The following is a 19167-nucleotide window of genomic DNA, read 5'->3' as shown; positions in this document are numbered from 1 at the left end:
TGCCACTGAGGTCGATCGCCAGCGCGGCGGCGTACGGTCGGCTGATGCGGATCATTCGGTTCACGCACGCCTGCGTGCGCGTCGAGCACGACGGCGGGGTTCTGGTCGTCGACCCGGGGACGTGGAGCGAGCCGCGGGCCCTGGTCGGCGCGGACGCCGTCCTGGTCACCCACGAGCACACCGACCACATTGACGTGTTGCGGCTCGCCGGTCTCGGTGTCCCCGTGTACGCGCCGGAGGGCGCCCGACTGCCGGATCTCGCCCCGCTACCGGTGACCCGGGTCCGTGCGGGCGAGCGATTCACGGCGGCCGGCATTCCGGTCAGCGCGCACGGCGGCCGGCACGCCGCGATCCACGAAGGGCAGCCCGACTGCCCGAACCTCGGCTACCTGATCGGCAACGAGCTGTACCACCCGGGCGACGCCCTGCACGTGCCGGACGAGCCGGTGCGCACCCTGCTCGTCCCGGCCCAGGGGTCCTGGCTGCGCCTGGACGAGGCGATCCGCTTCGCCGGCGCCGTGGGCGCGGCGGCGGCGTACCCGATCCACGACGCGCAGCTCAACGACCGTGGTCTGGCCAGTGTCGCGGGTTGGTTCGCCGAGACGATCCCCGGCTACCGTCACCTGCTGCCCGGCGACACCGCCTGACCCCGGTCGTCATCCGCCGCCGGGGTGCGGAAACGCGGCGTGGCGGCGGTGAGCACCGCGGCGGTCGTCGGGGCGGACCACACCTCGGTCAGCTCTGTCACGAGGTCGGCGACCAGCCGGGTCACGGCCGGCTCGCCGCCCGGGTGCAGCGCCTCGGCGACGATCAGCACCGACGAGGTGCCCGCCCGCACGGCCGACCAGCCGCTCTGCCGGTTGGTCCATCGTCGGGCGTGGGCCCGCCCGGCGGAGTCGACGAAGGTCACCTCGCCCGGTTCGGGATGCTCGGTGTCGCCCGCGAAGCTCAGGTACGCCTCGTTCCCGTGTGCCGGCCGGACCACCAGGTCGCCGTCGACCCGGTCCAGGTCGAGCGCCGCGACCGGGATGGCGTACGCGGCCGAGACGGCGTTGCAGAGATCGACGAGCGGGTGCACCCGGGGCAGTTCGCCGTCGAGGCGCAGCCGACGCAGCAGCGCCTCGGAGGCGCACCGGTACCTGGTGGGCCGCAGCCCCATCGCCGCGTACGCCCGCCGCCACGCCTGGATCTCCGGGAACCCGCTCTCGGCCCCACCGGCCAACCGCCGCCGCGCCTCGCCGAGGTGGGCGGCCGTGCGTGCCGCCACGTCGGCGGTGGCGGTGATCCCGGCGACCTGCACCACACCAGCGACCAGATCGGGGTACGCGTCGCGAAGCCGAGGAGAATGTTCGAACTGCACTGTGCTCCTATCGTTCGGTGAGGGCGAGGGTCACGCCGAGCGCGACGAAGGTGCCGGCGGCGGATCGGCGCAGCCAGTCGGTGACCCGGGGGCGGGTCAGCACCCGGTCGCGCACCCGGGCCGCGAAGATTCCGTAGCCGCTGAACACCACCATGGTGAGCAGCATGAACACCGCGCCGCAGCCGAGCATCGCCCGGGTCGAGCCCGGTGCCGTGGTGTCCACGAACTGCGGCAGGAACGCGACGAAGAACATCGTCGGCTTCGGGTTGAGCAGGTTGACCAGCACCCCGGAGACGATCACCCGGATCGCCGAGCGGGGTGGGGCGTCGGTGGTCACCGCGAAGGCGTCGCGGTCCCGCGCCATGGACCAGGCCAGGTAGAGCAGGTAGCCGACGCCGAGGTAGCGGACGGTCTCGAACGCCACGGCGCTGGTCTGCATCAGCGCAGCCAGCCCGGTCATCGCGGCCAGCAGATGCGGCAACGTTCCCAGGGTGCAGGCGAACGCGGCCAGCACCCCGGCCCGCGCGCCCCGCGACAGGCCGGCGGAGAGCGTGAAGATCACCCCGGTGCCGGGGGTGACCACCACGATCAGCGTGGTGATCAGGAACGGGATGGTCACGATCGTCCTCCGGCGGAGTCGGCAGGTCTGGCTCCTGCTCACTCTGCTGCCACAATGGTCCGATGGGCAGAGCCAAACCGACTGCGTCCGAGAGGTCCATATCGGCCGGCTCCGACTTCCTGCACCTGACCATCACCGACGCGACGCCGGGCGGGCGCGCCGACTGGCTGACCGACCGGCTGCGGCAGGCCATCGCCGAGGGGCGGGTGCCGGTCGGTGACCGGCTGCCTCCGACCCGGGTGCTCGCCGCCGACCTCGGTGTCTCCCGCGGCGTGGTCACCGAGGCGTACCAGCGCCTGACCGAGGAGGGGCACATCGCCGGCCGGGGCCGGGCCGGCACTGTCGTCGTCGCCGCGCCGGCCGCGCCCACATCCACAGCGACCGCGGCGCCGGCACCGGTCACGACCTTCCCGCCGGTACCGGGCACCGACATCTTCGAGGCGTTACGCGCGGCGCACGCGTCGATCGACCTGACGCCCGGCGTACCCGATCTGGCCGCCTTTCCCCGCGCGGACTGGCTGCGTGCCGAACGGAGCGTGCTGCGCCGCCTCGCCGCAGCCGACCTCGGCTACGGAGACCCCTGTGGCACGCCCGTGCTGCGACAGGCCGTCGCCGCCTGGCTGGCCCGCAACCGCGGCATCAGCGTCGACCCCGCCGAGGTGATCATCGTGGCCGGCGTCTCCCAGGCGCTCGGGCTGCTCGCCCAGGCACTCGCCGCTGCCGGCGTCGCCAGGATCGCCGTCGAGGACCCGGGCTCGCTCGGGGTACGCCAGCACCTGAACAACTGGCGGATGGACACCCCGCCGATCAGCGTCGACGACGCCGGGCTGCGGATCGACGAGTTGATCGCCAGCGGCGTGCCGGCGGTGATGCTCACCCCCGCGCACCAGTTCCCGACCGGCGTGGTGCTCGACGGTGACCGCCGCCGCCAACTCGTCGCCTGGGCGCGGGCCGGCGGATTGATCATCGAGGACGACTACGACGCCGAGCACCGCTACGACCGCCCTCCGGTGCCGGCCCTGCGGGGTCTGCTGCCCGAGCAGGTCTGCTACGCCGGCAGCGTGTCCAAACTGCTGGCCCCCGCCCTGCGGGTCGGCTGGCTGCTCGTGCCGGCGCGGCTGCGCGAGGCAGTGATGGCCGCCAAGCGCAACGCCGACCTGGGCAACGCCGTGCTGCCGCAACTGGTGCTGGCGGAGTTGATGACCTCCGGCGCCTTCGAGCGGCATCTGCGGCTGCTGCGCCGGCGACACATCCGCCGGCGGGACGCCATGATCGCCGCGCTGGCCCGCACGTTGCCGTCGGCGACAGTGCACGGCGCCGCCGCCGGGCTGCACCTGATGATCACGCTGGACGACACCGTTGTCGACACCGAGTTGGCGGCGGCGACGCTGGCACTCGGGGTGAAGGTGCAACCGCTGTCCTGGCACTGCCAGCGGCCGTACCGGCCCGGCCTCGTGCTCGGCTACGCGGCCCGTACTCCCACCGAGATCGATGCCGGCGTCGCCGCCGTCGCCGCCGCGCTCGCCCGCGCGGCGCCGTCGGCCTCGACCTCGATCAGCGCTTGACGTCGTAGATCACCTTGAGGATCCCGTTCGGGTAGCTCTCCGACTCCCGCAGCGTCAGCATGTGCTTGTCGCGGTCGGCCCGGCCGAACAGGCTCTTGCCGGCACCGAGCAGCACGGGGAAGACGAGCAGGTTGTACCGGTCGATCAGCCCCTCATCGGACAGCCGCCGGGCCAGCTCCGCGCTGCCGTGGATGAAGATCGCTCCGCCCTCGCCCTGCTTGAGCGCGGCGATGTCCCCGGTCGAGCGCAGGATCGTGGTCGGCCCCCACCCGTCGACGAGCGCGTCGTCGGACAGCGTGCTCGACACCACGTACTTGGGCAGCTCCTTGTAGTCGGCGTGGTCCTCCGAACCGGGCCAGACCCGCGCGAACGCCTCGTAGCTGCGGCGGCCGAACATCAACGCCGTCGTGTCGGCGAGCTCCTCGCCCTTCAGCGACCAGGCCTCCGGGACGAACTCGAGGTCCTTGAACACCCAACCGCCGCTGCGGTGCTCCTCACCCGGCCCGCCGCCGGGCGAGTCGACGACGCCGTCGAGCGACATGAAACCGGTGTAGACCAGGTCGCGCATTGTGTTGTCTCCTCAGGCTTGGAAGCAGGCTGCCGGGTTCACGCTAGATCGCTGTCGCGGCGCTGTCTTGGACGGAAGCGACAGTCGGCCCGAACGCGCCGCCGGATCTGGTGGTGCCGCGATCAGGCTCCGGCCGACCGGGCGGATCCTCAGCCCAGGAACAGCTGGACGAGGACCAGCACGGCGAGCAGCGCCGGCCCCCGTGACCCCTGACGCATCAGGTCGACCGGGATCATCCCGAAGGGTGTGTTCACCGTCGCGCCGCCGTAGTCGATCGGCGGGCGGGTGCCGGCCCGGAACGCGGCGGCCACCACCCCCAGCGCCAGCGTCGGCGCCAGCCAGGGCGGCCCCGGGTGGACTGTCGGCAGGGTCAGCAACCACCACACTCCCGCGCCGACAGCCGGCACCACCACGTGGATCCCGCGCAGCAGGTTGTCGCTGCCACCGAGCGCCCGGCGCAGGCCGGGGGAGCGACTGACCGACCGCAGACCACCGGTCAGCCGATTGGCGGCGAGGTACGCGAACACCACCTGCGCGGCACCGGCCAACCCGGGCAGGGCGAGCGCGGCAGCGTACTGCACCCCGATCAGCGCCGCCCAGATCAGCACGGCGCTCGGGTGGCGGCGCAACCGGCGTACGTCGGCCTGCAACAGCGCCCACCAGCCGGGGCCGGGCCGGAACCGGCGGCTGCGAACCCGGCCGATCCGGCGCCAGCGGCGGCTCTCCACCAGGCCGGCGAGCAGGCTCGGATCCAGCAGGATCGTGGCCGTGGCGGCGGCGTTGGCGAACTGCGCGCCGGTGGTCAGGGTGGCCCGGTCGACCCGGGGCAGCGCGCGTACCGCCAGGATCACGCCCACGCCCACGAGCGGCACCGCGGCGGCGAACAACGCGACGGTCGGCGTCGTCGCCGGCCGGGACAGCCCGTCGCCGAGGCGACCGACGAGCACCACCAGGGCGGTGATCACGGCCGCCGCCACCATCGGCACCGCCCCGACCACCGTCGGCCAGCGCCGCCCCGACCGACTGCCCTGGGCGACGACGCTGAGCGCCAGCGCGGCCGCGCCCCACCCCGCGCCGGCCGCCGCCGCCCAGCCCAGGGCGGACGGTTCGCTGACCCCACCGAGCGCCGCCACCGCCACTCCGAGCGCAGCGGTGCCGGCCGCCGAGCCCAGCAGCAACAGGACGAAACGCGGCGCCAGCCAGGCCCGTCGGTCGATCGGCGCGCTGGTCGCCCAGCTCTGCGTCGCCGGCGTGACCAGCAGCGGGCCGAGCGCGCGCAGACCACGCCAGGCCAGCCCCGCGCCCGCCAGCAGCGCGGCGACCGCCAGCCACCACCGCACGCCCGGCTCGGCCTGACCCACCGTGGGGGAGTCCAGCAGGTCACGGCTGGCGCTGATCGCGAACCAGCCGTACATGCCCACGAACAGGACCATGACGTACGCGTCGCCGAGCACGTCACCGAGGGAATGGTCGTGGTGCCGGCTGCGTGCCTTACGCAGGTGCGTTCGCACCTGCCGGGCGGTCGGCACCCCGACCGGCGTGTCGGCGATCGTGGCCGGCGCGGCGGTCACTTGCCGATCTCGATGCGCTCGTCGACCACCGCGTCGATCAGCTCCGGGTCGTGCGAGGCCAACAGCACGGCAGTGCCCGCCGCCCGTTCCCGCAGGAGTCGGTCGGCGAGCCACTGTCGCCCGCGGACGTCGAGCCGCTGCTCGGGCTCGTCCAGGATCAGCACCCGGCGGGGCCGGACGAAACAGGACGCCAGCGCCAGCCGGCGGCGCTGCCCGCTGGACAGCGTCACCGGCAGCTGGTCGCGGGCCGGCTCCAGACCCAACTCGGCGAGGACCTCCTCGACCGGCTCGGCGTCACCCCCGTGGGCGTACGCGACCAGCTCCAGGTGCTCGACCACCGACAGGTCGGGGAAGAAGTCGATGTCGTCCAGGGCAGCGGCCACCAGCGCCCGCACCTGAGGATCGGTCTCGTCGGCCCGGCGGCCCTGCACCAGCACCTCACCCGCGTCCGGCCGGTCAGCGCCGACGACACACCGCAGCAGGGTCGTCTTGCCGCTGCCGTTCGGGCCCAGCACCACCGCGATCCGGCCCGCCGGGAGCGTGAAGCTCACCTCGTCGAGCACGACCAGGTTGCCGAAGTTGCGACTGAGTCCCCGTACCGAGAGCGCGTCCACGATCACAGAGTCTCCCAGAGCCACGCCACCGACCAACCCGAGCGACCTACGTCACCCGGCCGTCGGCGTCGTTGTCCAGTCGGGCGTCGGCGGCGGCCAGCCCCTGGGCGTCGGCGACCTCCTCGGCCACGGCCGCCGCGTCCGCCCAGTGCCGCCGCGCGTCGGCCTGGTCGCCCAGCGCGGAGCAGGCGTCACCCAGGTAGAGCAGGGTACGCGCCAACCCGGCCGTCGGCCGCGTCTCCTCGCGCAGCCGGCGGCTCTCGGCCAGCAGCTCGTACGCCGTGCGCGCCTGCCCGGGGGTGCTGCTCAGCAGCGTCGCCCCGGCGTTGAGCAGCGCCGTCGCCCGGCTGGTCGGGTCGTTGACGGACTCGTACTCGCGCAGTGCGGCCCGCCACGCCTGGGCGGCGTCCAGGTGCTCGCCGAGCGCCGCGTGCACCAGAACCAGGTTCGTCAGGGCCGCCGCGTACCCGCGCGCGTCACCCACCGACCGGAACGTGTTGGCCGCCCGCACCAGGTGGTGGTGTGCCGTGTCCGGTTCGCCCCGGGCCAGTTGGGCCGCGCCCAGGCCCAGCTCGGTGAGGGCGTGCCCGGCCCGGTCGGCGCCGGAGCGGTGTCGGCGCGACATTTCCAGGTGCTCCACCGCGTCGTCGAGCTGCCCCAGGTCGAGCAGGGCCAGACCGAGGTTCATCCGCGCCTGGGCGTTGCCCCGCCGCCCCCGCTCGTTGACGGCGAGGGTGAGCGCCGCCGCCGCCCCCTGCGGGTCGTGCCGGCGTCGACGCAGCACCCCCAACTCGTTGTGCGCCCACCCGGCGATCTCCGGACGGTCGTCGGCGGTCGGGGTGGCCAGCACGGTGCGGCAGACCTGCTCCCACTCGTCGAGCCGCTCGGCGTACGCCAGCCACCCGCACAGCGCCACCGCCAACCGGAACCACCACCGGCGCACCCGCCGGGGCAGGGTCTCCTTCGCGCCGGCCGGCACCCGCACCACCGCCAGCAGCAGCTCCTGGTGCAGGTCGAACCAGCCGTACGGGTCGTCGTCCAACGGCAGCGACCACTCCCGGTCGGGTGAGGAGCCGAGCACCGCCAGGTTGGCCGCGTGCCGTTCGGCCCGACGGGCCAGGTGCCGGGTCAGCCGGGCCTGCGCGGCGACCCGGGCCCGGACCGGATCCGCGTCCCGCAGGTGCAGCCGGGCGCTGCCGGCCAGCAGGGGGCGGATCTCGTACCGGTCGCCGGGCGCGCCGACCACGAACGCCGCCGCGGCCAACCGGTCGAGCAGTGCGGTCACCAGCTCGGGGTGCCGTCCGGCCAGCGCGGCGATGCTGGGCCGGTCCACCGGGGCGGGGACCAGCGACATCAGCCGGTACAACCGTCGGGCCTGGCGGGGCAACACCCGGTACGCGATGTCCCGTTCGGTGACCAGGCGGGCCGCCGGTGAGACGGCGAGCCGCTGGTGCGGTGGCGTCTGCACCGCGCGGCGCAGCGCGTCCAGCACGTCGGAGTGCCGCCAGCCGTGCTGAGCGGTGCGGTAACCGAGCGCCCGGACGGTACGCGGTTGCCGCCCGCACAGGTCGACGATCTCGCGTACCGCCGGGTCGGTGCGTGGGTCGGCGCGACGGACCCGGGCGGCGGGCGCGGCCCCACCCGCCGTCGCGAACAGCTCCACCGCCTCGGACGTGCCCGGTTCGGCGATCCAGTGCGCGACCACACCCTCCAGACCGACCAGCGCCGGACCACCGGCGAGCAACAGGCGGCAGGTGCGCGCGGTGGGCGGCAACAGAGGTCGCACCTGGTCGGGACGGTCGACGTTGTCCAGCACCAGCACGATCTTGCGACCGTCGAGCTGACCGCGCAGCGCGTCGGCGGCGGCGGCGAGCGCGTCCGGCCGGCCGGAGGTCGGCGGGGCGGTGCCCAGGATCCGGGCCAGCGCGGTGAGCACCTGCCGGGCCGTGCGGGGTCGGCCGCGCCGCCGCAGGTCCAGGTAGTACTGACCGTCGGGGAAATCCTCCCGGCACTCGTTCGCGGCCTGCACAGCGCACGCGGAGGTGCCCACCGCACGCCGGCCCAGAACCGCCACCGCGTGCTCCCGGGCGAGCAGACCGACCAGGGCGTCGACGTGCTCCTCACGACCTGTGAACTCGGCCGTGTAGGGCAGGTTGGGAGCCCCGGCGGCCGGGGTGGTGAGCACCTCCGTCGGCTCGGGGTCGACCTCCCGGCCGGTCCGGCGGCGGCGCACCTCGTACACCACGTAACCGACGACGCCGCCGGAGGCCAGGACGATGGTCACCGGCCCGAGCACGCTGGCCGCCAGCTCGGAGAGGACATTGCCGGCCAGGTTGCTGGCCACGTTGGCGAGGACGCTGCCGACCACGCCGCCGATCGCGATCAACGCCGGCCAGCGTGAGCCGCCGCGCCCACCACCCGGCCCGGTCACCGCACGCCCCCGGAGACGAGCCCGGCGACCAGGTGCCGCCGCGAGAGGACCACCAGCACCACCGGCAGCACCGAGGCGAGCACCGAGCTGGCGGCCAGCGCGCCACTGTTGCTCACGAAACTGCGGGTCTGCTCGGCCAGGAACGGCCCGAGCGGCGAGGACCCCGACGCGCTGAACAGCCGCCCCACCACCAGGTCGTTCCAGACCTGGACGAACTCCAGCACGGACACCGCCACCACCGCCGACAGGTTGTGCCGGGCCAACCGGCGCAGTGTGTGCCACCACCGACGTCCGCCCAACCGGGCGTCGCGGACCTGCTCCACCGGCAGGTCCGCGAACGCGTTGCGCAGCACCAGCACCGCGAACGGCACGCCCAGCGCGATGTGCACCAGGGCCAGGCCCTGGGCCGTACCGGAGGAGAGCACCAGGCCCAGCACCTCGTTGACCGGCCCGGCGATGACCTGGATCGGCACGACGCTGGCCGCCAGCAGCAGCAGCCCGGTGGCCTGCGCGGCCGGACCGGTCAACCAGGCCAACGGGTACGCGGCCAGCAGCGCCACCACCAGCACCGTGGCGGTCACCGCGGTGGCCAGCAGCAGGGTGAAGCCCAGCGTGCGCCACAGCTCGGTGCCCGTGATCAGGTCGCGGTAGGACTCGCCATTCGGCGGCGCCGACCACCAACCGCGAGCGGCCGCGTCCACCTGGCCGTGGGCCGACGTGGCGACCAGCACCACCAGCGGCACCAGCCAGGCGATCGCGGCACCCGCCGCGAGCAGCCGGAACACCCGTCGGGGCGGGGCGACCGGGGCGGGCTCCGGTGCCGCCTCGACGCGCGGCGGGGGCCAGGCCTGCCGGACGAAGAGCGCGGCCACCATGATCCCGCCGATCACCGCCACCAGCCACACCACGCCGAGCGCGGCGCCGTCGCCGGTGGTGGTGCCCCCGGACGTCTGCCAGATCCGCAGCGCCAGCACCGAGGCCTCGTCGCGGACCGAACCGGGCGTCATCACCAGGATGAGGTCGAACGTACGGCTGGTGCCCACCGCCACCAACGCGAAGACCACAGCGGTCGTACGCAGCAGCAGTGGCCGCCACTGCGCGTCCCACAGCACGTGACGACGCGTACCGCCGTAGGCGCGGACCGCGTCGGCGAGGCTCGGCGGCACCGCGTCCAGCGCGGAGCGGAAGACCAGCACCGCCAACCCGACCCAGGCCCAGACGAACGCCGACATCAACGCGACGGTGACCATTCCCGGCCCGAGCAACTGCGGGGCGTCCTCGACCGGGCGGCCGGCCAGCCGGGTCGCGACCAGGGTGGCCAGCCCTCGGCTCGGGTCCGGGTCGTACATCAGCCGGAAGGTGACCCCGGTGACGACCAACGGCAACGCCACCGGCACCAGGAGGATCAACCGGACCAGGCCGCCCTCCTGGGAGCGGCGGGACGCGGCGGCGAGCAGATAGCCCAGTGCCGTCACCACCGCCGGCACCAGCAGCGCCCAGAGGACCGTCCGACCGACCACCGCGCCGGTGCCCGGGGCGGCGAGCGCGGTCCGGAAGTGCGCCGCGCCGACCCAGCGACCGTCGGTGGTGACGCTGGCGTGCATGGTCCGCAGCACTGGCCACAGCACCAGCCCGCCGAGCAGCACCGCGGCCGGCAGCAGCAGGGCCGACGTGGCCCCCGCCGCCGGATAGGCCCGACCGCGCCGGGCTGGACCGACGTCGTCGAGGACCGCCAGCTCGCCGAGGACCCGCACCTGGCTCATCGGCCGCCCCCCGCGCTGCGGGCCGCCGCGGCGAGCAGGCCGGTGGCCCGGCGGATCGCCTCGCCGGCGCGGACCCCGTCGGTGACGTCGGCGAAGAAGCCCTGCATGATCCGCCAGATGCCGACCCCGTCCGAGCCGGTGAACGCCCCGCGCAGTTGGTCGGAAAGGTCGAAACGCAGGGTGCCGGGGGCCCGCATCTCCGTGGCGAGCTGCTTGCCGACGCCGTCGGTGTAGCTGGTGATCGAGACGTTGGTGTTGGGCGACAGGTAACCGCCTTCGCGTAGCCACGGCTGGAACGAGTCGGCCCTGGCCAGCCATTCGACCAACTCGACCCCGCCCCGGGCGTCGGCGAACGCCACTGCCGCGTCCCCACCGACGATCAGGGGACCCCCGCCCGGCTGGGTGCCCGGGAACCGGAACGTGACAGGTGCCTCCGTGCCGCGCCGGAACGGACGAACGACGTCGGCGGTGAAGTCGGCTCCCAGGAGCATCACCGCCCGCTTCGTGTGCACCACCTGGATCACCGACTCCTCGTACTGGGTGAGCAGGGCACGACGGCCGCCACCGACGAACGCGCCCCCGATGCTCCACAGCCCGGCGAGGCGGTCCAGGGCGTCGCGTACCGGCGTGTCCTGCCAGTCGGCACCCTGTTGGGCGAGGGCGTAGTAGCTCCCGGGTGCCATGTCGGCCAGAACGTTCTCGAACCAGTCGGTGAGCACCCAGCCGTCCGCGGCGCCGATGGCCAGGGGCGCCGGACCGCTGTCGCGTCGGGCACGAGCGGCCAGCTCCCTGGTCTGGTGGAGCAGTTCGTCCCAGGTGGTCGGCGGCGCGGGCAACATGGAGGGCAGGTGCCAGACCAGCGACTTGTGCGCCGCCTTGACCCAGACGCCGTAGCGTTCGCCCTCGGTCATCAGCAGATCGCTCAGCTCGACGCGCACGGCATAGTCGGTGGACGGGCGCACCGGGCTCAGCCAGCCGCGCTGGGCGTACTCGGTGACCAGGCCGGGGCGCGGCAGGATCGCCACGTCCGGGATGGTGCCGGCGAGGTGCCGGGCGCGCAGGAACGCGTCGATGTCGTTGCCGGCGCTGATCACCTGCACCGGGGCGGGGTAGCCGGCGACGACCTCGCGGAACCGGTCCAGCTCGCTGGTGCTCCACACCACGGCGACCTGCACCGACCGGGTTCCGCCGGAGCAGCCGGCGGCCAGGGCGGTGGCGCCCGCGGCGGCGGCGCGCAGCAGCGTACGGCGACCCACCCGGGCGGCCGGCGTCATCGGGCCGCCTCGCTCGGCTCGGTGACCAGCTCGTGCCGCACCGGTATCTCGGCGAGGGTGGCCGGGTCGGCGGTGCAGACCAGCACCGCCACCCCGGGGGCGTCCGGCGGCGAGAGGCGAGGCATCAGATCACCGAGGCGGCTGTCGCCCGCCGAACCAGCGGGCAGGTCGACCACCAGCACCTCCGGCAGGCAGGCCGCCGCTCGGGCGAGCGCCACCCGGAACCGCTGGGCGTCGGAGATCTGGTGCGGCAGCAGGGCGAGGGAGAGCGCCAACTCGAGCCGGTCGACCACTGTGGCCGTCCAGTCGTTGGCCACCTCGTGCACCCGTTCGCGTTTGCGCTGGCCGTACTCGATGTTGCGCCGCACGGTGAGCTGCGGCAGCAGCGCGCCACCGGCGGGCACGTAGCCGATCTGCCGGCGCGGCGGCGGCAGGCTGGTGACGTCCCGGTCGCCGACGAGGACGCGGCCGGTCACCGGCGGGGCCAGCCCGGCCAGCACCCGGGCGACCGCCGTGCCGAACCGAGGCGGCGCCACCAGGGCGGCGAGTGTGCCGGCGGGAACGTCGAGGGTCACCGGCCCGGTGCCGGGGACGGCGACCAGTGCGCGTAGCCGTAACGTGGCCCTCACCTCCGGTGACCATTGATGACCGTCCCAGGGTGGCATACCGTGCCGACAACCGACGCCCCCGACCTTTCCACTGTGGAGACGGTCGGGGCTGTTCAGGCGGGGGAGTAGAGCGCGGCGAGCCCGGCCGCCGTGGCGGCCAGCCGTTCGCGCAGCGCCACCGGGGTCAGTACCTCGACGTCGGCACCGAGGCGCAGCAGGTCACCGTGGGCGTGGGTGAGCGACTCGATGGGCAGCACCGCTGTCACCCACCCCCGCGCGTCCGGTGGCCCGGCGCTGGTGTCCATCGCTGTCACCACCGGATCGCTGCCGATCTCGCGCAACCGCTCCCGCCCGGCGGGGGAGAGCCGGACGTGGGCCTCGTCGCGGTGCAGTCGGGCCCGGAACTGCACCACGTGCGCCCGCCACCAGGACGGCAGGTCGAAGTCGTCCGGGCGGTCGAACTCCTGCGCCAGCGGGGTCAACGCGAGGATCTGGTTGACCCGGTAGGTCGCCGGCGCGCCCCGGCCGGGCTGGTCGGCCACCACATACCAACGGCCGCCCTTGAGGACCAGGCCGTACGGCTCCAGGACCCGGGTCACCTCGCCGTTCCAGCCGCGGTAGCGCACCTCGACGCGGTGCTGGCGCCAGACCGCCTCGGCCGTGCGGGCCAGCTCGGGGGAGGCGTCGCCGTCGGCGTACCACCCGGGAGTGTCCAGGTGGAAGCGTTGTTGCAGTCGGGTCGCCCGGTCGCGCAGCGGCGCGGGGAGCGCGGCATGCAGCTTGAGTTGCAGCGCCGCCACCACGTCGCCGTAGCCCAACTCGTCGGCGGGGCCGGGCAGACCGGCGAGGAACAGCCGGTCGGCCTCCTCGGCGGTCAGCCCGGTCAGTCGGGTCCGCCAGCCGTCGACCAGTTGGTAGCCGCCGGCGTGCCCGGCCTCGCCGTAGAGCGGGATGCCGGCGGCGTGCAGCGACTCGACGTCCCGGTAGATGGTGCGGGGGGAGACGGCCAACCGCTCGGCGAGCTGCGCGGCGGTCAACCGCCCGTGCGACTGGAGCAGCAGCAGGACGGAGAGAAGTCGAGAGGCCCGCACTTCACTGACACTAGTTGTCAGGGGACCCGTCCTACCGTCCCGGCATGGCATTTCGCGACAAGGAACTACGAACGCCCGGGCCAGTGCTGATCGGCGGCCGGCAACTCAAGCGCTACCACATGGACCAGCCGGAGCGGCCGATCGAACCCGAGGTGGAGAAGGCCGCGTACGACCTGCTGCCCGACCTGCTGGCCGACGTCGTCGACCACGGCACCCCGGCCGCCGGGTGGGTGGTGCTGCACCGGGGCGCGGACACCGGCGCCTATCTGCTGGCGTACACCTGGGTGTGGGACAACGCGCTGGAGATCCGCGTCGCCGCGGCCGGGCAGCCGGCGCTGGACTGTCCCGACGACGACCCGGCACACTTCGTCCACCTACGCCGCCCGGCGGTGGGCTGCGTCTGGGAGTTGGCGGTACTGGAACACGAGCGGGCCGCCTGGGTCCGGCACATGCTGCTGCCGGAGAGTCCGAATCTGACCGAATATCTGCGTGACACGCGAGCGGAAGGGCCGGTGGGCCGCTGATGGGCGACTTCGACTTCTTTGTGGGCACCTGGAACGTCGTCAACCGGCGGCTGCGCAAGCGGCTGGTCGGCTCCGACGAGTGGGAGGAGTTCCCCGGGGTGTCGGTGGCGCACGGCTTCTTCGCCGGCGGCGGTCACTTCGACGAGATCACCTTCCCGACCAAGGGATCCGCCGGCGCCACGATCCGGGTCTTCGATCCGGCCCGGCAGGAGTGGTCGATCTACTGGACGAGCAGCGACACCGGGGTGCTGGGGCTGCCGCCGATGGTGGGCCGCTTCGTCGACGGGGTCGGCCACTTCTACGCCGACGACCAGCACGAGGGGCGTCCGGTCCGGTGCCGGTTCATCTGGTCGGGCATCAGCGCGACCACCGCCCGGTGGGAGCAGGCGTTCTCGGTCGACGGCGAACAGACCTGGGAGACCAACTGGATCATGGAGTTCACCCGAGCATCGGACTAGTGGTCTCGCGCTGACGTCCGGTGGGTGATCCGTGAGCGACGTCAGGTCAGCGGCGTGCTCGGGCCCACGTCGCGGCGGCGCAACAGGATGGTCAACGCCACGAGGACGACCAGCAGGGCCGCCATCGCGTACACCGGGGCCGGACCGAGCGGTGCGAGCAGTGCCAGCAGCGCGACGACCGGGAAGGCGACGACCACCGCGCCGTGCTGCTGGCGGCGCACGTGCAGCATCCAGACCGTGAGCAGGAAGACGGCGATCGGGACGGCCACCGCGTACCCGGCGACCCTTCCCGAGATGTGCGCGAGGTGCCGCTCGTGGTCCACCGACACGCTCAGACCCGCGCCGACCGCGGCTACCGCCGCGAAGATCAGGTAGTGGCCGTAGCCCCAGACCAGCGTGTACGGCATACGGTCGGGCGCGTCGATGGGCCGGTCGAAGTAGAGCCACCACAGGGCGAACACGATCACGGCGGCCGCCGCCGCGAGCGACCAGAGGTGACGGTCACCGGCGTCCACTCCGGTCTGGATGGCCACCGACGTGGCCAGCACCACGTCACCGAGCACGATCAGGGTGAACAGCCCGTACCGTTCGGTGATGTGTCGCGGATGCCAGGGGGTCATGCCCGGGCGCTCGGCCACCGCCGGCACCAGCAGGTCGGCCACGACCAGCAGCAGCAACGCCGCGGTCCCCCACGCCTGCGGCAGGGCCAGTCGGAGCAGCCAGCCGATCTGGACGACGGTGACGCCGATCGCGTACCGCCGGGCCGCCGGGCGGTGCGCCGGGTCACCGGCGGCGGCCCGGCACCACTGCACGACGAGCGCGATCCGCATCACCACGTAGCCGTACGTGATGACGCTGAAATCGCCGTCGTTGAACGCGCGAGGCACGCCGGCGGCGATGATCAACGCGCCGGCGATCTGCACCAGCGTCGCGATCCGGTAGAGGTCGTCGTCAGTGTCGTAGGCCGAGGCGAACCAGGTGAAGTTCATCCACGACCACCAGATCGCGAAGAAGACCAACAGGTACCTGGTCAGCGCGTGGCCGAGCTGATCCTCGGAGACGGCGTGGTGCAGGTTGGCGGCGGCCTGCGACACCGCCACCACGAAACACAGGTCGAAGAAGAGCTCCAGCGGCGTGGCCGAGCGGTGCGGCTCGTCGCGACGACGTGGCCGCATCGGCCGGTAGAACGGCCGCACCGACCGGGGCTGGGTCACCGAAACTCCTCAGACCGCCCGCCGGGTCAGCCGCGCCGACGGCCGTGGGTCAGCCCCTCCAACACCAGGGTCAGCCCCGCGCCGACCAGCCAGACGTCCTTGGCCAGCCCCGCGCCCTGCTGGGTCGGGCGGATGCTGCCGGGTTCGCGCATCCCCGGCGTCTTCAGGTAGAGCTGCACCAGGCCCGCGCCGAACGCGGTCAGGCCGAGCCCGGCCAGGGGCGCCGGGACGAACGGCGCGAGCAGCGCGGCCCCCAGGGCGATCTCCGAGTACGACAGCAGCTTGGCGAATCGCGTCGGCTCCAGTTGACCGAGCTGGGGCATGGCGGCGACCGCCATCCCGTGCAAGCTCTCTGCGGCGGTCCCCTCCAGAGTGCGCTTGCCCAGACCCGAGTTGAGGAAGTACGCGCCGATGCTGACCCGTAGCGGCAGGTGCGCGAATTTCATTGTCACTCCCGTTGGCCGTGGTCGAATGCGGCCCGCGTACCCCGCACCGCCCGCGATAACCCGCCGGGCCGGCTGGGCTGGCCGTGGTGGTCGCGGTAGGTTCGCCAGGGGCCCACCGCCGAGCCCGTGGCACACCCGCCCACCCGGCACGCGGCCCCGCCGCAGACCACCAGCAGGAGGCGCAGTGAGCCAGGAAGTCCGGGGAGTCATCTCCCGCAGCAAGGGCGCACCGGTCGAGGTCACCACCATCGTGGTGCCCGATCCCGGGCCCGGTGAGGCGATCGTCCGGATTCAGTCGTGCGGGGTCTGCCACACCGATCTGCACTACCGCGAGGGTGGCATCAACGACGACTACCCGTTCCTGCTCGGTCACGAGGCGGCGGGCATCGTCGAGCAGGTCGGCGAGGGCGTCACCGACGTCGCCCCGGGTGACTTCGTCGTCCTCAACTGGCGCGCGGTCTGCGGGGTCTGCCGCGCCTGCCGTCGCGGGCGCCCCTGGTACTGCTTCAACACCCACAACGCCACCCAGCGGATGACCCTCACCGACGGCACTGAACTCGCACCGGCTCTCGGCATCGGGGCGTTCGCCGAGAAGACCCTGGTGCACGCCGGGCAGTGCACCAAGGTCGACCCCGCGGCCCGACCCGCCGCCGTGGGCCTGCTGGGTTGCGGGGTGATGGCCGGGCTGGGTGCGGCGATGAACACCGGAAACGTCACCAGGGGCGACTCGGTCGCGGTGATCGGCTGCGGCGGCGTCGGGGACGCGGCGGTCGCCGGCGCGGTCCTCGCCGGCGCCACCACGATCGTCGCTGTGGACACCGACAGCCGCAAGCTCGACTGGGCCCGCAAGTTCGGCGCCACGCACACAGTGAACGCGTCCGAGACCGACCCGGTCGAGGCGATCCGTGCCGCCACCGGTGGCTTCGGCGCCGACGTGGTGATCGACGCGGTGGGCCGACCGGAGACGTGGAAGCAGGCGTTCTACGCCCGCGACCTGGCCGGCACCGTCGTGCTGGTCGGCGTACCGACCCCGCAGATGCAGATCGAGCTGCCGTTGCTGGACGTCTTCGGGCGCGGCGGGGCGCTGAAGTCCAGCTGGTACGGCGACTGCCTGCCCAGCCGGGACTTCCCGATGCTCACCGAGCTGTACCTGCAGGGCCGGCTCGACCTGGACGCGTTCGTCACCGAGGAGATCGCGCTCGACCAGGTCGAGAATGCCTTCGACCGGATGCACCACGGCGACGTGCTCCGCTCGGTGGTGGTGTTCCCGTGACCGCCCGCGTCGACCACGCGGTCACCTCGGGCACGTTCTCCCTCGACGGGCAGACCTTCGACGTGGACAACAACGTCTGGGTGATCGGTGACGACCGCGAGTGCGTCGTCCTGGACGCGCCCCACGACGTGGCCGCGATCCTCGCCCTGGTGGGCGACCGGCAGGTCCGGGCGATCCTGGCCACCCACGCCCACGACGATCACGTACGGGTGGCGCCCGAGCTGGCCGAGGCCACCGGCGCGCCGGTGCTGCTGCACGCCGCCGACCGGGTCCTCTGGGACATGGTCCACCCGCACCTGCCGCCCAACGGCGAAGTGCACGACGGGCAGATCATCAAGGTGGGCGGTACCACGCTGCAGGTGCTGCACACCCCCGGGCACAGCCCCGGGGCGTGCAGCTTCCACGTGCCGGAGTTGGGCGCGGTGTTCACCGGCGACACGCTCTTCGCCGGTGGTCCCGGCGCGACGGGCCGCTCGTACAGCGACTTCGACACCATCGTCCGGTCGATCCGCACCCGTCTGCTGACACTTCCCGCGGAGACGGTCGTGCACACCGGCCACGGCGACGACACGACGATCGGCGCGGAGGCACCGCACCTGCAGGAGTGGCTGGACCGCGGCCACTGAGCCCAGCACACCGGCCTGCTGGGCGCGGTCGACGGGCTCAGCGTTCGTCGGCCGCGCCCAGCACCGGTTTGACGTCCAGGATCGGGGTGCCGTCGAGGGCCTCCAGGTCGGCCACCTCGACGCGCGACCCGTCCACCGTCAGGACCCGCACCCGGTGCAGGCCGATCGGGTTGGGCCGGTGCGGTGAGCGGGTGCTGAACACCCCGGTCTCCGGACGGTTCGCGTCGCCGCGTCGGTCAGCGGCGAGGCGACCCGGCCGACCGGGTGCAGCAGGTAGCCATCGTCACTCGCTGCCTGGACCATCGGCGCTCCCTCCTGGACGTTCCAACCTAACCCGGCCGCGACGCTAGGATCCCGCTCATGGCCGCCGACTCGCCCGTCCCCGCCGTCCGTCAGTTGCGCCTCGTGGTGGAGGCCGCCGACCACGAGGCCGCCGTCGCGTTCTTCCGCGACGCGCTGGGCCTGCCGGAGGAGGCGGCGTTCAGCGGCGAGGGGGATGCGCGGGTGGTGATCCTGGACGCCGGCCGCGCCACGCTGGAGATCGCCAACCCGGCGCAGAAACGCCTGATCGACGAGGTTGAGGTGGGCCGGCAGGTCGCGCCGCGCATCCGGGTGGCCTTCGAGGTGGACGACACGGAGGCGACGACCGTCCGACTGGTGGCCGCCGGGGCGGGCGAGATCGCGCCGCCGACGCGTACGCCATGGCAGTCGCTCAACTCCCGCCTCGACGCGCCCGCCGGGCTTCAGATCACCATCTTCCAGGAACTCCTCGGGCCGAACGAGGGCGTCGGGACGCGCGATGCGGGGCCCGCAGCCTGACCCACCGTGCTGGCCTCGACGCTCACTCACCGTAGCGAGCAACCGCCACCTGCCTGCCTCCCCAACATCCCGCACGGCCCTTTGCTCTGCTTACCTATCTGCACCACGTCGCGTCAGCTGCGCATACGCCCTTTCCGCCAGCTACCGCGGTCCGTCCTCGTGGTCACGAAACGTGACCGGTGCATATAGGTAAGCAGAGCAAAGGCTGACGTTCGCACATCGCTCTCGCGCTCCGAAAACACCCTGTGTCACGGCCGTCTGGTCTGATGCCGGCAGGGCCCCGGTGTCCGACTCTGCGCGTGACCAGGGCCGCAGCCAGCCGGGGTTCGGGCAATTCCGGAAT

General features: G+C 73.3%; 19 protein-coding genes and 1 pseudogene. 7 read left to right on the top strand and 13 right to left on the bottom strand.

Annotated features, from left to right (window positions below):
- The first annotated feature begins 44 nt into the window (after positions 1 to 44).
- Positions 45 to 647 (top strand): MBL fold metallo-hydrolase, encoded by a 603-nt coding sequence (locus tag ACFYPG_RS21990; protein ID WP_387353697.1) that lies wholly within the window; start codon positions 45 to 47, stop codon positions 645 to 647.
- On the opposite strand, the gene ACFYPG_RS21985 is transcribed toward ACFYPG_RS21990, so the two are convergent.
- A complete protein-coding gene (locus ACFYPG_RS21985; protein WP_387353696.1) occupies positions 620 to 1360 on the bottom strand; it encodes a B3/4 domain-containing protein in 741 nt (246 codons plus the stop codon). The genes ACFYPG_RS21990 and ACFYPG_RS21985 overlap by 28 nt on opposite strands.
- 7 nt (positions 1361 to 1367) lie before the next feature.
- Entirely contained in the window at positions 1368 to 1979 is a 612-nt protein-coding gene (locus tag ACFYPG_RS21980; protein ID WP_355009067.1) for a LysE family translocator, read from the bottom strand.
- A gap of 62 nt (positions 1980 to 2041) precedes the next feature.
- On the opposite strand from ACFYPG_RS21980, the gene ACFYPG_RS21975 reads away from it, so the two are divergent.
- Positions 2042 to 3544, top strand: a complete 1503-nt coding sequence (locus ACFYPG_RS21975) for a PLP-dependent aminotransferase family protein (protein ID WP_387353695.1) — start codon at positions 2042 to 2044, stop codon at positions 3542 to 3544.
- Here ACFYPG_RS21975 and ACFYPG_RS21970 read toward each other — a convergent pair.
- From ACFYPG_RS21970 to ACFYPG_RS21935, 8 genes are all read right to left on the bottom strand, one after another.
- Positions 3534 to 4112 carry a dihydrofolate reductase family protein gene (locus tag ACFYPG_RS21970; protein ID WP_387353694.1) on the bottom strand — a complete coding sequence of 193 codons (579 nt, stop codon included), beginning with the start codon at positions 4110 to 4112 and terminating at the stop codon, positions 3534 to 3536. The two genes, ACFYPG_RS21975 and ACFYPG_RS21970, sit on opposite strands and share 11 nt — an antisense overlap.
- A gap of 149 nt (positions 4113 to 4261) precedes the next feature.
- On the bottom strand, positions 4262 to 5683 hold the full coding sequence (locus tag ACFYPG_RS21965; RefSeq protein ID WP_387353693.1) for a DUF6297 family protein: 1422 nt from the start codon (positions 5681 to 5683) through the stop codon (positions 4262 to 4264).
- The gene (locus ACFYPG_RS21960) at positions 5680 to 6303 is read right to left on the bottom strand and encodes an ABC transporter ATP-binding protein (RefSeq protein ID WP_112602474.1); all 624 of its coding nucleotides are present in this window, start codon (positions 6301 to 6303) and stop codon (positions 5680 to 5682) included. Before ACFYPG_RS21960 ends, ACFYPG_RS21965 begins: the two co-directional genes overlap by 4 nt.
- A 40-nt stretch (positions 6304 to 6343) precedes the next feature.
- Positions 6344 to 8728: a hypothetical protein gene (locus ACFYPG_RS21955; RefSeq protein WP_387353692.1), complete on the bottom strand. Its 2385-nt coding sequence runs from the start codon at positions 8726 to 8728 to the stop codon at positions 6344 to 6346.
- Entirely contained in the window at positions 8725 to 10491 is a 1767-nt protein-coding gene (locus tag ACFYPG_RS21950) for a hypothetical protein (RefSeq protein WP_387353691.1), read from the bottom strand. The genes ACFYPG_RS21955 and ACFYPG_RS21950 overlap by 4 nt, the downstream gene beginning before the upstream one ends.
- The gene (locus ACFYPG_RS21945) at positions 10488 to 11765 is read right to left on the bottom strand and encodes an extracellular solute-binding protein (RefSeq protein WP_387353690.1); all 1278 of its coding nucleotides are present in this window, start codon (positions 11763 to 11765) and stop codon (positions 10488 to 10490) included. The genes ACFYPG_RS21950 and ACFYPG_RS21945 overlap by 4 nt, the downstream gene beginning before the upstream one ends.
- On the bottom strand, positions 11762 to 12394 hold the full coding sequence (locus ACFYPG_RS21940; RefSeq protein ID WP_355009060.1) for an ATP-binding cassette domain-containing protein: 633 nt from the start codon (positions 12392 to 12394) through the stop codon (positions 11762 to 11764). The genes ACFYPG_RS21945 and ACFYPG_RS21940 overlap by 4 nt, the downstream gene beginning before the upstream one ends.
- 92 nt (positions 12395 to 12486) lie before the next feature.
- A complete protein-coding gene (locus tag ACFYPG_RS21935; protein WP_355009059.1) occupies positions 12487 to 13464 on the bottom strand; it encodes a WYL domain-containing protein in 978 nt (325 codons plus the stop codon).
- Between the two features lie 44 nt (positions 13465 to 13508).
- Here ACFYPG_RS21935 and ACFYPG_RS21930 point away from each other — a divergent pair, with 44 nt between their 5' ends.
- A complete protein-coding gene (locus tag ACFYPG_RS21930) occupies positions 13509 to 13988 on the top strand; it encodes a hypothetical protein (RefSeq protein WP_387353689.1) in 480 nt (159 codons plus the stop codon).
- Positions 13988 to 14446, top strand: coding sequence for a hypothetical protein (locus ACFYPG_RS21925; RefSeq protein WP_355009057.1), 459 nt, complete (start codon positions 13988 to 13990; stop codon positions 14444 to 14446). The genes ACFYPG_RS21930 and ACFYPG_RS21925 overlap by 1 nt, the downstream gene beginning before the upstream one ends.
- A 41-nt stretch (positions 14447 to 14487) precedes the next feature.
- On the opposite strand, the gene ACFYPG_RS21920 is transcribed toward ACFYPG_RS21925, so the two are convergent.
- Positions 14488 to 15660 carry a low temperature requirement protein A gene (locus tag ACFYPG_RS21920; RefSeq protein WP_387353688.1) on the bottom strand — a complete coding sequence of 391 codons (1173 nt, stop codon included), beginning with the start codon at positions 15658 to 15660 and terminating at the stop codon, positions 14488 to 14490.
- Between the two features lie 26 nt (positions 15661 to 15686).
- Positions 15687 to 16106, bottom strand: a complete 420-nt coding sequence (locus tag ACFYPG_RS21915; protein ID WP_387353687.1) for a hypothetical protein — start codon at positions 16104 to 16106, stop codon at positions 15687 to 15689.
- Between the two features lie 184 nt (positions 16107 to 16290).
- Here ACFYPG_RS21915 and ACFYPG_RS21910 point away from each other — a divergent pair, with 184 nt between their 5' ends.
- Positions 16291 to 17379, top strand: coding sequence for an S-(hydroxymethyl)mycothiol dehydrogenase (locus ACFYPG_RS21910; protein ID WP_203117359.1), 1089 nt, complete (start codon positions 16291 to 16293; stop codon positions 17377 to 17379).
- A complete protein-coding gene (locus ACFYPG_RS21905) occupies positions 17376 to 18005 on the top strand; it encodes an MBL fold metallo-hydrolase (protein ID WP_355009054.1) in 630 nt (209 codons plus the stop codon). The genes ACFYPG_RS21910 and ACFYPG_RS21905 overlap by 4 nt, the downstream gene beginning before the upstream one ends.
- A gap of 37 nt (positions 18006 to 18042) precedes the next feature.
- Here ACFYPG_RS21905 and ACFYPG_RS21900 read toward each other — a convergent pair.
- Positions 18043 to 18210 (bottom strand): annotated as a pseudogene (locus tag ACFYPG_RS21900) (TrmO family methyltransferase); the annotation flags it as partial.
- Between the two features lie 155 nt (positions 18211 to 18365).
- Between ACFYPG_RS21900 and ACFYPG_RS21895 the strand changes: the two are divergent.
- Entirely contained in the window at positions 18366 to 18824 is a 459-nt protein-coding gene (locus ACFYPG_RS21895; RefSeq protein WP_387353686.1) for a VOC family protein, read from the top strand.
- The last annotated feature ends 343 nt before the right edge of the window (positions 18825 to 19167 follow it).

Origin of the sequence: Micromonospora sp. NPDC005553 (assembly GCF_042871765.1) — a bacterium.
Classification (GTDB): Bacteria; Actinomycetota; Actinomycetes; order Mycobacteriales; family Micromonosporaceae; genus Micromonospora.
This window is presented reverse-complemented; position numbering and strand designations above follow the sequence as displayed.

Bases quoted from the DNA above. Each gene is read 5' to 3' on its own strand.
- ACFYPG_RS21945 (WP_387353690.1), bottom strand. From the start codon at position 11,765: ATGACGCCGGCCGCCCGGGTGGGTCGCCGTACGCTGCTGCGCGCCGCC.
- ACFYPG_RS21990 (WP_387353697.1), top strand. From the start codon at position 45: ATGCGGATCATTCGGTTCACGCACGCCTGCGTGCGCGTCGAGCACGAC.
- ACFYPG_RS21975 (WP_387353695.1), top strand. From the start codon at position 2,042: ATGGGCAGAGCCAAACCGACTGCGTCCGAGAGGTCCATATCGGCCGGC.
- ACFYPG_RS21915 (WP_387353687.1), bottom strand. From the start codon at position 16,106: ATGAAATTCGCGCACCTGCCGCTACGGGTCAGCATCGGCGCGTACTTC.
- ACFYPG_RS21970 (WP_387353694.1), bottom strand. From the start codon at position 4,112: ATGCGCGACCTGGTCTACACCGGTTTCATGTCGCTCGACGGCGTCGTC.
- ACFYPG_RS21950 (WP_387353691.1), bottom strand. From the start codon at position 10,491: ATGAGCCAGGTGCGGGTCCTCGGCGAGCTGGCGGTCCTCGACGACGTC.
- ACFYPG_RS21925 (WP_355009057.1), top strand. From the start codon at position 13,988: ATGGGCGACTTCGACTTCTTTGTGGGCACCTGGAACGTCGTCAACCGG.
- ACFYPG_RS21930 (WP_387353689.1), top strand. From the start codon at position 13,509: ATGGCATTTCGCGACAAGGAACTACGAACGCCCGGGCCAGTGCTGATC.
- ACFYPG_RS21895 (WP_387353686.1), top strand. From the start codon at position 18,366: ATGGCCGCCGACTCGCCCGTCCCCGCCGTCCGTCAGTTGCGCCTCGTG.